Origin of the sequence: Desulfonatronovibrio magnus, from assembly GCF_000934755.1 — a bacterium.
Lineage (GTDB): Bacteria > Desulfobacterota > Desulfovibrionia > Desulfovibrionales > Desulfonatronovibrionaceae > Desulfonatronovibrio > Desulfonatronovibrio magnus.
Genome location: NZ_JYNP01000030.1, coordinates 47,308 through 60,397 on the forward strand (window position 1 = coordinate 47,308; position 13,090 = coordinate 60,397).

Genomic DNA, 13,090 nt, shown 5'->3' on the forward strand with positions numbered 1-13,090 from the left:
GGGTGAAAAAAGTTTGTACTGAACATCTCCAACCGGGCATGAAGCTGGCCAAGGATGTAGCTGGAGCGGATCAAAGTGTTTTTCTAACCAAAGGGACTGAACTGACTCCCGACGATATAGAGGGGTTGATGGACCTCGGTGTCAGCTTCATCAACATAGCTTCTGAGGGAAAAGAACAGGACCTGGCTGATCTAGCTCGACGATGTGAAGAGTATGTCAGGCCTTTTTTTTATTATGTTGATCCCGGTAGTTCCATTTTCAACGATCTTTACAGGGAAACCCTGGAAAGCACGATGAGTCGGTTAGTGAAAGAGGGAGTCTGGAATTTGCCATGCGAACAGGAACTCAAGGCCATGAGCCATCAGGCCAAACGCGATCTTTTCTTTCATGGCGAGGGTGGACCTGAAGATATTGTAAGCCATGAAATGGAATTGATTTCATTTCCAGACACATATTTTAAGCTGCAGGAGATTCTCAAGGCCCCTGACAGCACCGCCAGTCATGTAGCGGATGTAGTTCGTTTGGATTTAAATCTTGTGGCTAAGCTGCTTCGACTGGTTAACAGTCCTGCATACGGTATGCCCGGAAAAATTGAGTCCATAGAGCGGGCAGTGGCTATCATTGGGGTAGAAGGCGTCTCCAACCTTGCCCTCGGTATAACCGCAATGCCCATGTTCAAGGATATTCCGCCTGATCTGATGGACGTAACTACTTTTTGGAGGCATTCTATCAGTTGCGCCATATTTGCCAAGGATATTGCCTCAGCTGCGGGGTTAGAAGCTGAGTCCTTTTTTACTGCCGGATTGCTGCACGATGTAGGCCGACTCCTCTTATTGAAAAACCTTCCTGACGCCTATTTGCAGGTACTTCTTTATGCCAGAGGCAGCTTTATACCTTTAATGGAGGCCGAACAGGCTATCTTGGGTTACAATCATTCAGAGCTTGGAAAGGTTCTGCTTAATTCTTGGGGATGTCCAGGAAAACTTGTAAATCTGGTGGGTACTCATCATTCACCGGAATACCATAATCAGGGTAGAGATGCCGCCATCATTCAACTTGGTGACAACCTTGCCCACGCTTTTGCCATAAGTGGGGGTTGGAAGTATGTTTTGCCCGGTATGCAGGAAGAAGCCTGGGAATCAATAGATGTCAAGCCCAGTGTTGTTATCAGCAGCTTTAAGAATCATGGCCAGGCACTTGAGGATATTTCGCAGACCCTTATGTAACTTGAGAGTTCGGGCAACTGTTACTGTCCAGCTACTCGCAAGCCTGCTCCCGGGCCGCCCGGATGAAGCGATTTTAATTTTCAAGATAACAAGCAAGGACTTGTTTTTGATACATATTCAAGAGCGTTTATAGTTTCATGAAAGGACAATATAGTGTACAGTTTATTAATCCTGTCTTGAGCGCTGTTCTGAATGTTTTATCCACCATGGCGAATATAGAAGCCAGGCCTGGCAAACCTTATGTGAACAAAAAGGGCACTGCCTGTGGAGATATAACAGGCAGTATAGAAATCAGCGGTTTTACAAATGGTATAATATCTTTAACTCTAGAAGAAAAAGTTATATTAACCATTGTAAATAATATGTTATATGAAAATTTTACTGAAATTAATGATGAAATTATTGATGCCGTCGGAGAACTGACTAACATGATATCAGGCCAGGCCAGAAGTGAACTGTCCAAGGAAGGGATAAGCTTTAAGGCTGGAACACCCAAGGTGGTACTTGGATTCGGGGAAAAAATTGGGCATATTGAATCTGCACCAATTCTTGCGGTACCTTTCCAATGTGATGGGGGCAAACTTGTTGTGGAAATCAGTATTTCCTGAATATAAGGTATATTTACCATGGTTAACATCAACTCAGACTTAATCAGCAATGAAAACCTTGAGCCTGTCTATGTAGCGAGGCAGCCGGTTTTTGACACCGACATGGAGATTTGGGGTTATGAATTGTTGTTTCGCAGTGGTACTGAAAGCAATCTGGCCAGTTTTGAAGACGGTGATATGGCAACTTCCAGGGTGGTTGTAGATGGTTTTTCAATGGCTGTGGATATGCTGACCCCGGGGCAGAAAGTGCTAATTAACTATCCTTCGTCAATGCTGCTCAAAAAGGTTCCCTGGGCCTTGCCATCAGAAACTGCTGTAGTTGAAATTCTGGAAACGGTTGAGCCTGATCAGGATATCCTTAAAATATGCAAACAGTTAAAAAGTGATGGTTATGTCCTTGCTCTTGATGATTTTGTAGGCAGTCCAGGTTATGAACCTTTTTTGGAAATTGCTGATATTGTCAAAGTGGATGTTTTGGACTTGGGACCACAAAAACTTGTGGATGTGGCTAAGAACCTCCAGAATTATCCCTGCATCATGCTGGCTGAAAAAGTTGAGTTTCTCGAAACTTTTGATTTCTGCCGTAAAATCGGATTCAAACTGTTTCAAGGCTATTTTTTCAGTAAACCTCAGATTGTGTCCGGGAAAAAGCTGGCTGCAAATCAGCTGTCCAAGCTTGATATCATGAGAGAATTAGGTGCTGCAGACATTGATATGAAAAAGATATCTCATATTATTCAAGCTGATGTGTCACTCAGTTACAGGCTGCTCAGGTACATCAACTCTGCAGGGATGGGATTAACCCATAAAATCAAATCCATATCACAGGCAGTCAATATGCTGGGGCAAAGGAAGATTGCCACCTGGCTCCAAGTAATTGTAATGGCTGAGATGAACTCTACAGCCCGGGCAGGGGAGCTGCTGCAACTTTCTCTGCAGCGGGCCAGATTTCTTGAAATTATCTGTAAGCATACCAGAACAACCCCTCTGCCACCTGATTCCATGTTTATCCTTGGTCTTTTTTCCTACCTTGACGCTTTATTATCTCAGCCTATGGAAGAAATTATTGAGAAAATCAGCCTTGAACCGAGGATGTCCGAAGCTTTATTGGGGCATGATAAGGAGCTTGGTGTATGGTTGAGTCTTGTGAAGGCTTGCGAAAGGGGTGACTGGGAAAGTGCAGCTGCAGCACTTAAACTTACTGGGCTTAACTCCAGTGTTGCGGCTATTTCCATGAATGCTGCAGGGATATGGGCCAGGAAATTTCTTGATATGGCGTAAGGCATCTTGAGAGTTATCAGTAAAGTGTGTCTTTTTTGTATCTCTTTAGCGTTTTTAGGAAAAGGGGACAGGCACTCCGCGACCCATTTGAGCATCAATTTGTGCTCAAAATGAATCATTTTATGGGACAAGTGGGTCCCGGAAGAGCCAGTCCCCCTCCGGGCTGTATGCCTCCGGGCAGGAAGCCATGCCACATTCAAAGCCCTAAACAGGTACTGTCTTTTTAATATTGTGTCTTAAAGGAGTTTGTTTTGTTTACAACAGATGAATTGGATAAATACGCGCAGGTAATGATATGGGCTATGAAAAAAGCAAGAAAAGAGATGTTCATCAAGGGTGATATAGTTCTTATCAGGGCTGACAAATCAACAATTCCCCTGGCAGATGTGATATATAAGCATCTGCTGAAAATGCAGCTAAATCCTGTGATTCGCATCAACCTGCCTGAACAGATGGAAAAAACTTTTTTTTCTCTGGCAGACGATGGGCAACTTGCATTCAAAATTCCTGGAGACCAGGAGCTTTATTCATCTTTAAATGGTCTGATATCACTTCTTGGGCCTGAATCTTTAACACATCTCAAAGAAATTGATCCTTCCAGGATAGGTAAATACGCAGTTACTAAAAAGTATTTACGTGATATACTGGAAGAAAGAGAAGGTAAGGGCAATTTTGGCTGGAGTCTTTGTCTGTACCCGACAGAAGAGCTTGCTAAGAGAGCAGGCCTTGGCATCCATGAATACAAAGAACAGATTGTAAAGGCTGTATATCTTGACCGTAACGATCCAGGCGTAATCTGGCAAAGCATTTTTGAAACTTCTCAACAGGTAAAGAAATGGTTGAACAGCATGGATGTTGAATACTTCCATGTCCAGTCAAAAAATACTGATCTAAAAGTCTTCCCGGGAGAAAAACGTCGCTGGCTTGGTGTATCGGGTCACAATATTCCCAGCTTTGAACTCTTTCTGTCTCCAGACAGACGTTTGACACAAGGCGTCTATTTTGCTGATCAACCATCATATCGCAGTGGTAACTATGTCAAGGGAGTGCGTTTAGAATTTGAAAATGGTAAGGTTGTACACTCTTCTGCTGAAGAGGGTGGAGATTTTCTTAAAAACCAGCTGGAAATGGATGATGGTGCCTCATATCTTGGTGAATTTTCGCTGACAGATAAGCGTTTTTCCAGAATAGACAGGTTTATGGCTCATACTCTGTATGATGAAAACTTTGGTGGCGCAAGTGGTAATTGCCATGTTGCCATTGGAGCTTCTTATGCTGACACCTATTCCTCGGACTCTAAAGAACTGACCCGGGAACTTAAGAAAGAACTGGGTTTTAATGACTCTGCTCTGCACTGGGATCTGGTTAACACAGAGCAGAAAACTGTACATGCAGTTTTAAAAAAAGGTGCAAAACAAGTTATTTACGACAATGGTCAGTTTACCATGCAAGGTCTGTAACCTACCCAGCCCCTCCTTAGTTAGTTTCCATACGGAAAGTCTTTCTTTCCGGATGTTGGGGAGCATTACGCGTTTCTGAAAATTCAATTGGGGACAGTCCCGAATTCTAAAATAATTGACATAAAATTATGCTTAAATCATTACGCTCCAAACTCCTGGCAATGGTGGCTCTCATTCTCCTTCTCACCGCTGTTACGATCCTCTATTTTACTCACAGGGATGTGGGACGGGAAGTTATGCGTATTGAGCAGAACAATGCCGTGAATATCCTGGATTCTGTTTTTCTCAATATCCAGGGGGTTTATCGCGGGCTTATCTCTGACAGGGTGATGAGCATTGAGATGAGCAAGGAACGGCTCAAAAGAGAATCAGGTTTTGTCCTGTCCATGCTTGAGCTGTACATGGGAGGGCATGATGAAGTTTTGGCCCGGAACAGGGAAGACCAGCAGGAAAGATTTCTGAACTGGCTCTGGGATCTGGATCTTGGTTCAACCGGTTTTTTTATTGCCGACAATCAGGGTAATATTATTTTTGATACACAAGTGAGTCTGGTGGGACTGGCCCTTGATGATGTTTCAGATATTAAGGGTCAGTCACTTAGTCAGGTGGTAAACAGGCCCGGTGCCGGTTATGAGCAGTTTGTTGTTTTTTCAGCAGAAGGTGCTTCCCGTGATGCTCAGCAGGACCAGCGTCTGGGATACCTGGTCTTTTTTCCCGGATGGGAATGGGTGCTGGGCTCTTCTGTGGATATTTCATATATTCAGGCTGCAGAAACCGCCAGACTGGCAGAGCTTGTTCAGGGGCTTGAAACCCAGTTCAGGCAGATGCGCATTGCTGAAACCGGTTCTTTGATGATGTTTGACAGTGAGGGTGAAATTCTTATTGCAGCCACTGCCTTTCAAGACAGGGACAGTATGGAAGAACACCTGTCTGACCTGGCTGGGTCAGGGAGGAACAGGGAATCTCTGATCATATCTGCAGATGGTCAGAACATCATTGCCTTAACCCGCTATTTTCGCCCCCTGGAGTGGTATCTGAGCGCCCTGATTCCAGAGGATGAACTCAGTGCTCCGGCCCAGAACCTGGTCCGCAGTCAGTCCGTAATTATTGGGCTCATATTTGTTCTGGGCGCCTTGGCAGCAGTCTTTTTTGTGCGTCAAATATCCGGGCCGCTGGTTATACTGGCAGGACAGTCTAAGGAAATGGCAGTCAGAGACATTACGTCCCATGAATTTGACGCCAGACCCCTGCAGCGTCTTGTAGATAAATACCGTGACGAAGTAGGGGAGCTGGCTGGTTCTTTCATGCATATGCAGCAGGAACTGCGGAAGAATGTTCTAAAGCTGGTGGATGCTACTGCTGCCCGGGAAAGATATGAAAGTGAACTTAACATGGCCAGGGAAATTCAGATGAGTATCCTGCCTAAAAAGTTTCCTCCCTTTCCTGAGATAAAGGAATTTGATCTGTATGCTTACCTTGAGCCGGCTCGTGAAGTCGGCGGGGATTTATACGACTATTTTCTGCTGGATGAAGATCACCTTTGCTTTACTGTGGGTGATGTGTCCGACAAGGGCATGCCTGCATCGCTGTATATGGCCATTACCAGAACCCTGGTCCAGAGTCATTCAGGCAAGGACAAGTCTCCAGCTGCCATAATGTCCAGAGTGAATGACGATTTGAGCAGAGATAATACCAAAAGCATGTTTGTTACAATGATTCTCGGTATTTTGAATATCAGGACCGGACAGGTCAGGTATGCCAATGCTGGTCATAACCTGCCCATAGTTTTCAAAAGCAGGGGAGAATGTGCTTTTGTGCCCGGTATCAGCGGACCTGTGGCCGGGGCCATGGAAGGCATGAATTATAAGGAGCTGAGTCTTGATCTTGAACCTGGAGATGGTTTGTTTATCTATACCGATGGGGTAACCGAAGCCATGAATCCGCAAAAAGAGCTTTTTTCCGATGAAAAGCTGCTTCAGGATGTAGCAGTACTGGAAAATGCCGGGGTTGAAGAGGTGATCCAGGCTGTCCGACAGAGGGTTGTGGAATTTGCTGACAGCGCACCGCAGTCTGATGATATCACTATGCTCATGCTTAGGTATAATGGCCGGTAACAGGTGTTTAAAATCCTAACGGGGTCATACCAAGAGAGCTTGAGCAGGTCTGGGTCGCACCCCCAAAATAGCAGTCAATCTCAATGTAAAAAAATGACAATCAAAATTTGGTACTGGTATAATGCCTGAAAACACAAACATATCAAATAGGCCCTTGGAGCAGGCTGGATGCATCCCTGGTCAGCCGGATGCAGAAACACCGGACATTTATGCTTGATCATTAAGGCAGATTTATGCTTCTCACAGGATAAGTTCACAGGCTTTTTTTTAGTAATAGGTAATAGTTTAGCCATTTGCATGTGGCAGGGCTTCCTGCCCGGAGGCATACAGCCCGGAGGGGGACTGGCTCTTCCGGGACTCACTTGTCTCAAAAGTGAGACGTTTAAATCATCGGTTGACCCTCAAGTGGGGCCCGGAGTGCCTGTCCCCTGCTTTTCTTAAAAAAGGGCTAAACTATTACAATAATAGTTATTCGCCGTACATATCAGTAATAAGTTTCCGTAATTGGGCTGCTTTTTCCTCTGATAAATTATCAATTTTTTTTCTCAACCTTTGCTTGCTGATGGTCCGAATCTTGTCAGCATCAATTTCAGCATTTCTGTTTGCACATTTTGTCTGTATACGCGTTCTCCATAAAGGATGCAGCTTAGAAGTTAATGGGCAGACAACAACAGTATCTAAATATTTGTTCATTTCATCTTGACTTACTATGACGACGGGGCGCACTTTTTTGATTTCGCTTCCCAAGGTGGGGTTAAGGTCAGCAACAAATATGTCATATCTTTTAATATTCAAAGTCCTCATCCTCCAGGCCATCAAGAAGTGCTATATTAAAATCGTCCCAGTTTTCATTTTCATCAGCCATGCTTTTGTAGGTATCTTCCCAGGAAAGCGTCTTTTCTTCTTTATTACGAAGAAGTAGCTTCCTGCGGATGTTGCACCGAGAGCTGATAGAAAGCTTGAATACGTGGATCTGTCCGAACAGCTTGAGGATTTGAAAGTGCCGCCTGGCAATCTCCTTCATCCACTGTCGGGAAACAGGCAGGGACAGCATGCAATTTCAATCAATGATCAGTGGCGTATCTGTTTTCGTTTTGAAGGTGGCGATGCGTATGAAGTCGAAGTGTGTGACTACCACTGAGTGAGGTGATGATATGTCTATTCTTAATACGACCGGTATGCAACGCAAACCCACGCATCCTGGCGAAATGCTGAGGGAAGATTATCTTCCGGATTATGGACTGACGGTTTCGGGGTTGGCCGAATCTTTGGGTGTCTCTCGTCAGTCAGTTAACGAATTATTATGCGAACGTCGTGCTGTTAGCCCTGAAATGGCGCTCCGGCTTGCTCGCTTGTTTGGTAACTCGCCCGAATTCTGGCTGAATGCGCAGCGGTCTGTTGATCTCTGGAATGCTGCGAAGTCGGTGAAGGAAGAAGTGGATCGAATCAAGCCGCTACATGCTGCATAACCAAGCCGTACACCGGATGCCAAAACCTCCGCTTCGCGGCTCCAAACCGGCGCGTGAGCCTGGCGTTATAAGAAGAGAGAAACGTGCAAAAAGCAATTGTAGTCGGTGCCAGTTCCGGTATAGGACAAGAGTTGGCCAGAATATTAGCCGCATGAAAATCTATCTGGACAATTGCTGCTTCAATAGGCCGTTCGACGACCAATCCAATATCCGAATTCGTCTTGAGGCGGAAGCGAAATTACGAGTTCAGGAGGAGATTCGTTCTGGTTCATTTAAGAAATTAGGGCTGGGCTACTCTGCCGCACAGCGGCTTACTTGAACAATGCGCTCACTTCGTTCGGCACGATTATGGAACAAAAAAGCCATATTTTTATATTGACACATTTTCTTCCCCTATCTATTCAAACCTAATGAGCAAACTTTCTGACTTCGAGTGGGATTCGAAAAAAAACAAGCAGAACCAGGAAAAACATGGAGTTTCTTTTGCCCTGGCACAGCTTGCTTTTCTGGACACTGATCGTGTTATCCTTGAAGACCTTGAACATAGTGAAAATGAAAAACGGTTTTACTGTCTTGGCAGGGTCTCAGACGCGATAATGACGGTTCGGTTTACATACAGAAAGAACAAAATCAGAATAATCGGCGCCGGATATTGGCGAAAAGGAAAGAAAATCTATGAAAGAGAAAATCAAATACACAGACGAACCAATGGGGAAAGTTAAGGTTATCTCTGACTTTCTTCCATCTCCGGAAGAACTTGCTTTAAAAGATGAAACCGTTAAGGTTACAATTGCGCTAAGTAAAACGAGTGTGGACTTTTTTAAGAAAGAGGCAAAAAAATATAATACACAATATCAAAAAATGATTCGCAGGCTCCTGGATGAGTATACACTGTCCAGCAATAACCATGAAGCCTTAACCAATAAGGATAGAGTCGACCAGGAAGCCGTGAATATTGGCTCTGGACAGAAATGAGCATGGTCGAGCTCTATCCATAAGTTCATAAAGCCCGGTGTGCCTGGCAGAGAGTAGGGGGGGAAGCTTTTTTGAGGATTGTTGCTGGAGGGAGTAATTGAATCAATTATAGAAAAAACCAAAAAAAATAAAGCAATTAGTATGAGGATGTCAGCCTTTGACCTTGAATTGCTAAAACAAAAAGCACAGCGAGAAGGAATGCCGTACCAGACTTTATTGAACACTATAGTTCATAAGTATGTCACCAATCAATTAGTAGATAAGAACGAAGTAATAAAAACAATCACAATGATGAAGGAAAATGAGGCAATTTAACAATGGGCTCCAAGGGACGCTCCGCTTCGCTACGCCCCTGAGCTCAGGCGTTAGTGATGAGCGACAATTATAATCCCCCCCTGACGACAATAATTTTTTTCTCTGCTGATGAATCGTGGCACCCACTTCGTTCGTGCCACGAGTATCTGAGAAGTGCGAATTGGACTTGACTAATCACATGCAGTGACGTATATTTAGAATAGATACGTCACTGGAGGGCCGATATGGATACAAAGCTTACGCTTAGGCTGGACAAGGAAACAATTGAGAGAGTGAAAATTTACGCTTCAAAGCAGAAAAAGTCTCTAAGTAAGTTAACTGAAGAGCTGTATAAGTCATTCCTGATGAGGAGTAATGATGATTGTCAATCAGAAATTCGCTCACCAATTGCAAAAAAGTATAAAGGTATTATTAGCAATACTGATTTTGATGCTGAATTCCATAAATTGACTTACTTAAGGGATAAGCACCTACCATGATCAAAGCATACATTGATTGCAATATCCTGCTTGATTGGCTTCTAGACAGGGAGCCGTTCTCATCTTATTCTGCGAAAATTATTGAATTAATCGAAACTCGAAAGATCATTGGTCTTGTTTCACCGCTTACATTGGCGAATACATATTATGTAATTTCGAAAGATTTGAACAAAAAGATAGCCAATGAATTTATCCATGATAGTTTACGTATCTTTTCAGTGCCGGGGGTATCTCTAAAAAATGTTAAAGAAGCGATTGCAAATAAGTTTAAAGATTTCGAGGATGATATACATAGTTCCATTGCTGCTGAAAATAATGTGGATTTTCTCATAACCAGGAATAAAAAAGACTTTAAGACCGATAAATTCAAAATATTGGATGCAGAAGAGTTTCTGCGAATAATTGAAACAAAATAGTATGAAGAATTAAAAGTTTCTGGATCAGCGTAAATCAGCGCAATCAGCGTCAAAAAATTCTTATTCTTTGTCTTTTCTTTGCCTTTAATGCTTAAGAATGAAGCCATAAGAATCTTTGACGCTGATCTCGCAGATAGACGCAGATAAAGGTTTTTGTGTCATTGTGTCATGGGGTGTCATGTGTCATGGGGTCGGACCTAACCAAGTTATTGAACTAATTGAGTAAAGGGTCTCTACAGGGCCAAAAAATTACCTTAGGATGCCTTTTTTGGGGCCAAAAACATAGATGTAAGCGTATATACCCGGGCGTCCCGGGACCAAACTGATAAGTAACTTAAATCCCTCGTTCCCAGGCTGGTGCCTGGGAACAAGAGCAAATGAAGCATCGAACCCGCGATGCCAAAAGAAAGGAAACGAGATGATCGCGAACACACTGCCCCCCTGCATTGTAACCGAGAAGGTTGAGGAATCTCGCGAGTTCTACGTGAAGCACTTTGGCGCCAAGGTGACGTTTGACTGCGGCTGGTACGTGAACATGCAGATCGGGAAGGAGACATCCGAGCTTCAGTTCATGGCGCCGCGGGCGCCTGGTCCCCCGACGTGCAACCCGGCCGGGCTGATGTACAACTTCTCGGTCGATGACGTGGATGCTGAGCATGTCCGCCTTACGGCAGCCGGTCTCTCCCCGATTATGCCGCTGGAAGACCATCCTTGGGGAGATCGTGGCTTCGCGATTCTCGACCCGAACGGAGTTATACTGTCCATCTTCTCTCCCCGTGAACCAGCGGAGGAATTCAAGCAATACGTCAGGGACTGAGGAACCGCACAAGAGGCTGGTGGGTACGCTCGCAAGCTCGCGCCTCACAGCCCCGACGTTAACACTAACATACCCATTTTATGGAATGGAAAAGGTAATAGAGGAAGTAAACGCAAGCTGCGGGGGCTAATTCTATCAGCTGAATGTTTGAGATCAGATCGAAACTAAGAAGATGGTTTTAATCCGAAAAATAGGAGGCTCAAATGTCAACCATATTAACTTTAGAAATTCCAGATCAAATTTATCGACCTTTACTAAAAAAGGCTGATAAATGTGGAAAAACTATCGACCAGTTATTGATTGAATGGATGGAAGATGTAGTAAAGGATGAGTTGGATGATCCTTTATTAAAAATGGCAGGGGCTTTTTCTTCTGATATCAAAGATATCAGCTCAAATCATGACTTTTATGTCGGACAAGAATTGAGGAATGCCCATGAATGAGGTTTTCGCTGATACCTCTGGTTGGGCCAATTATTTTGTCCAAACTGAGTCGTTTCATAAAGATGCCAAAGGGTTGATGCAGCAATGGTACAAAGATCAAACCCGTGTCATAACAACAAATTATATCCTTTCGGAGCTTGTCGCCTTGTTCATAAGTCCGCTCAGAATACCGCGTCCGCAGCAAATCCAGGCGATTGAGACAATCAAGACTGTTGGTTGGATCGAAATCATCCATATTGACAAGCAGTTAAATGATAAAACTTGGCAATTTATTAAGGAACGAGATGATAAAATGTGGAGTTTGGTTGACTGCTCAAGCTTTGTTGTCATGAAAGAGCGTCAACTCAGTCATGGATTTACGACGGATCATCATTTTGAGCAAGCTGGATTTGTAAGATTATTGAAGTAGTAATCAACCAAAAAGGATAGAGTCGACCAGAATAGCCGTGAATGGTGGCTGATAGCAAGAGATGAGCATGGTCTATTTCTATCCACTGTTTCCATTTTTGAAACAGTTCAACAGGAAGCTTCTCGTCAGCAGCGGCAGGAATGAGTTGAATCTGTACAGCAGGAGAGATTATGCAAAGAAGAGTTTTTATCAGCATGATCGGCGCTTTTTTTTGGGGCGCTGGTATTTGGAGGGAAAGTTCCAGAGGTAAAAGCCAGGGTTATTCCCAAGCCTGTATCTCTAGTCCAATGCCATGTGGCAGGATTTCAGTACTATCAGGGGCCTATGGTATTTTCTGATCTTCAATCCGGCCAAAAATTAAAATTATTACGCGAGCCTAACAACCCCCACGACAGCAAAGCCATTGCCGTATTCACCTCAAACGGCCACAAGCTGGGATATGTGCCCAGGACTCACAACCCGCTTCCTGCTGATCTCATGGATAATGGACACAAGCTCACAGCCAGTTTGCTTTCAGTTTCTTCGGATATGGGAGAATTTAGCTGCCTGAAGATGGGGGTTTTTGTGAATGGCGGTGGCTGGCAGGGGTTGTGATTTTTCGGGGTCGATTGTTAAATTTTGTAGGCAGGAAAAAAGGGAAACCTTCCATGAAAAAACTTTCCAAAACACCGGCACTGGGGTCCAAAGTTGTTTTTGCGGCATTTACTGGTCGGAAACAAAAGTGGACGGCTCAACTATAAATGGCCTGATTAATGGAAAAAATTACTTAGATATGATTTTTGAAAAGGTGAACATTACATTATAGCTGAACTGTCCATAAAATATTCGTTAAGAATCTGGTAACCATGGTCCATCTGGGAGAGCAGGGTAAACGCTCATCACGTCCAATAACCAGCCCATAGCTGACGAGATCGAAATCCCGGTGGACAGGATCATTGATATGAAGAAAAACAGCCAGGATACCTCAGACCTGGAAAACCGCATCGACCAGCTCGTTTACCAGCTCTATTCTCTGACCCCGGAAGAAATTGAGGTGGTGGAAGGTTCAGATCAAAATTGATACGAAAGCATAAAAAAC

The 13,090-nt window shown here is 44.0% G+C and carries 18 protein-coding genes; 16 read left to right on the forward strand and 2 right to left on the reverse strand.

Annotated elements, in window-relative coordinates; genetic code table 11:
- The first annotated feature begins 2 nt into the window (after window positions 1-2).
- From LZ23_RS04145 to LZ23_RS22315, 5 genes are all read left to right on the forward strand, one after another.
- The gene (locus LZ23_RS04145) at window positions 3-1,226 is read left to right on the forward strand and encodes an HDOD domain-containing protein (RefSeq protein ID WP_052507106.1); all 1,224 of its coding nucleotides are present in this window, start codon (window positions 3-5) and stop codon (window positions 1,224-1,226) included.
- Window positions 1,227-1,363: 137 nt separating this feature from the next.
- Window positions 1,364-1,834 carry a chemotaxis protein CheX gene (locus tag LZ23_RS04150; protein WP_045211831.1) on the forward strand — a complete coding sequence of 157 codons (471 nt, stop codon included), beginning with the start codon at window positions 1,364-1,366 and terminating at the stop codon, window positions 1,832-1,834.
- Between the two features lie 18 nt (window positions 1,835-1,852).
- Window positions 1,853-3,115 carry an EAL and HDOD domain-containing protein gene (locus LZ23_RS04155; protein ID WP_045211833.1) on the forward strand — a complete coding sequence of 421 codons (1,263 nt, stop codon included), beginning with the start codon at window positions 1,853-1,855 and terminating at the stop codon, window positions 3,113-3,115.
- A 251-nt stretch (window positions 3,116-3,366) separates the two neighbouring features.
- Window positions 3,367-4,575: an aminopeptidase gene (locus LZ23_RS04160; protein ID WP_045211835.1), complete on the forward strand. Its 1,209-nt coding sequence runs from the start codon at window positions 3,367-3,369 to the stop codon at window positions 4,573-4,575.
- A gap of 128 nt (window positions 4,576-4,703) precedes the next feature.
- Window positions 4,704-6,689, forward strand: coding sequence for a SpoIIE family protein phosphatase (locus LZ23_RS22315; RefSeq protein ID WP_052507107.1), 1,986 nt, complete (start codon window positions 4,704-4,706; stop codon window positions 6,687-6,689).
- A gap of 468 nt (window positions 6,690-7,157) precedes the next feature.
- On the opposite strand, the gene LZ23_RS04175 is transcribed toward LZ23_RS22315, so the two are convergent.
- Window positions 7,158-7,484 (reverse strand): type II toxin-antitoxin system PemK/MazF family toxin, encoded by a 327-nt coding sequence (locus tag LZ23_RS04175; RefSeq protein WP_045211839.1) that lies wholly within the window; start codon window positions 7,482-7,484, stop codon window positions 7,158-7,160.
- Window positions 7,474-7,743: a hypothetical protein gene (locus tag LZ23_RS24520; protein ID WP_045211841.1), complete on the reverse strand. Its 270-nt coding sequence runs from the start codon at window positions 7,741-7,743 to the stop codon at window positions 7,474-7,476. Before LZ23_RS24520 ends, LZ23_RS04175 begins: the two co-directional genes overlap by 11 nt.
- On the opposite strand from LZ23_RS24520, the gene LZ23_RS25460 reads away from it, so the two are divergent.
- The 11 genes from LZ23_RS25460 to LZ23_RS04240 all read left to right on the forward strand — a co-directional run bounded on the left by LZ23_RS25460 (window position 7,663) and on the right by LZ23_RS04240 (window position 12,606).
- On the forward strand, window positions 7,663-7,830 hold the full coding sequence (locus LZ23_RS25460; protein WP_435050734.1) for a type II toxin-antitoxin system RelE/ParE family toxin: 168 nt from the start codon (window positions 7,663-7,665) through the stop codon (window positions 7,828-7,830). The genes LZ23_RS24520 and LZ23_RS25460 overlap by 81 nt on opposite strands.
- Before the next feature lie 13 nt (window positions 7,831-7,843).
- The gene (locus tag LZ23_RS04185) at window positions 7,844-8,158 is read left to right on the forward strand and encodes a HigA family addiction module antitoxin (protein WP_045211843.1); all 315 of its coding nucleotides are present in this window, start codon (window positions 7,844-7,846) and stop codon (window positions 8,156-8,158) included.
- Window positions 8,159-8,568: 410 nt separating this feature from the next.
- Window positions 8,569-8,880, forward strand: a complete 312-nt coding sequence (locus LZ23_RS25465) for a BrnT family toxin (protein WP_045211846.1) — start codon at window positions 8,569-8,571, stop codon at window positions 8,878-8,880.
- A complete protein-coding gene (locus LZ23_RS04200; RefSeq protein WP_045211847.1) occupies window positions 8,834-9,133 on the forward strand; it encodes a hypothetical protein in 300 nt (99 codons plus the stop codon). The genes LZ23_RS25465 and LZ23_RS04200 overlap by 47 nt, the downstream gene beginning before the upstream one ends.
- Window positions 9,134-9,214: 81 nt before the next feature.
- On the forward strand, window positions 9,215-9,448 hold the full coding sequence (locus tag LZ23_RS04205; RefSeq protein WP_052507109.1) for a CopG family antitoxin: 234 nt from the start codon (window positions 9,215-9,217) through the stop codon (window positions 9,446-9,448).
- A 224-nt stretch (window positions 9,449-9,672) separates the two neighbouring features.
- Complete coding sequence (locus LZ23_RS04210; RefSeq protein WP_045211851.1) at window positions 9,673-9,927, forward strand: DUF6364 family protein; 255 nt, start codon at window positions 9,673-9,675, stop codon at window positions 9,925-9,927.
- Complete coding sequence (locus tag LZ23_RS04215) at window positions 9,924-10,343, forward strand: PIN domain-containing protein (RefSeq protein WP_045211852.1); 420 nt, start codon at window positions 9,924-9,926, stop codon at window positions 10,341-10,343. The genes LZ23_RS04210 and LZ23_RS04215 overlap by 4 nt, the downstream gene beginning before the upstream one ends.
- A gap of 418 nt (window positions 10,344-10,761) precedes the next feature.
- A complete protein-coding gene (locus LZ23_RS04220; protein ID WP_045211854.1) occupies window positions 10,762-11,160 on the forward strand; it encodes a VOC family protein in 399 nt (132 codons plus the stop codon).
- Window positions 11,161-11,363: 203 nt separating this feature from the next.
- Window positions 11,364-11,603: a hypothetical protein gene (locus LZ23_RS04225; RefSeq protein ID WP_045211856.1), complete on the forward strand. Its 240-nt coding sequence runs from the start codon at window positions 11,364-11,366 to the stop codon at window positions 11,601-11,603.
- Window positions 11,596-12,012: a type II toxin-antitoxin system VapC family toxin gene (locus LZ23_RS04230; RefSeq protein ID WP_045211858.1), complete on the forward strand. Its 417-nt coding sequence runs from the start codon at window positions 11,596-11,598 to the stop codon at window positions 12,010-12,012. The genes LZ23_RS04225 and LZ23_RS04230 overlap by 8 nt, the downstream gene beginning before the upstream one ends.
- Before the next feature lie 294 nt (window positions 12,013-12,306).
- Window positions 12,307-12,606, forward strand: coding sequence for an HIRAN domain-containing protein (locus LZ23_RS04240; RefSeq protein WP_198145893.1), 300 nt, complete (start codon window positions 12,307-12,309; stop codon window positions 12,604-12,606).
- Window positions 12,607-13,090: the final 484 nt, after the last annotated feature.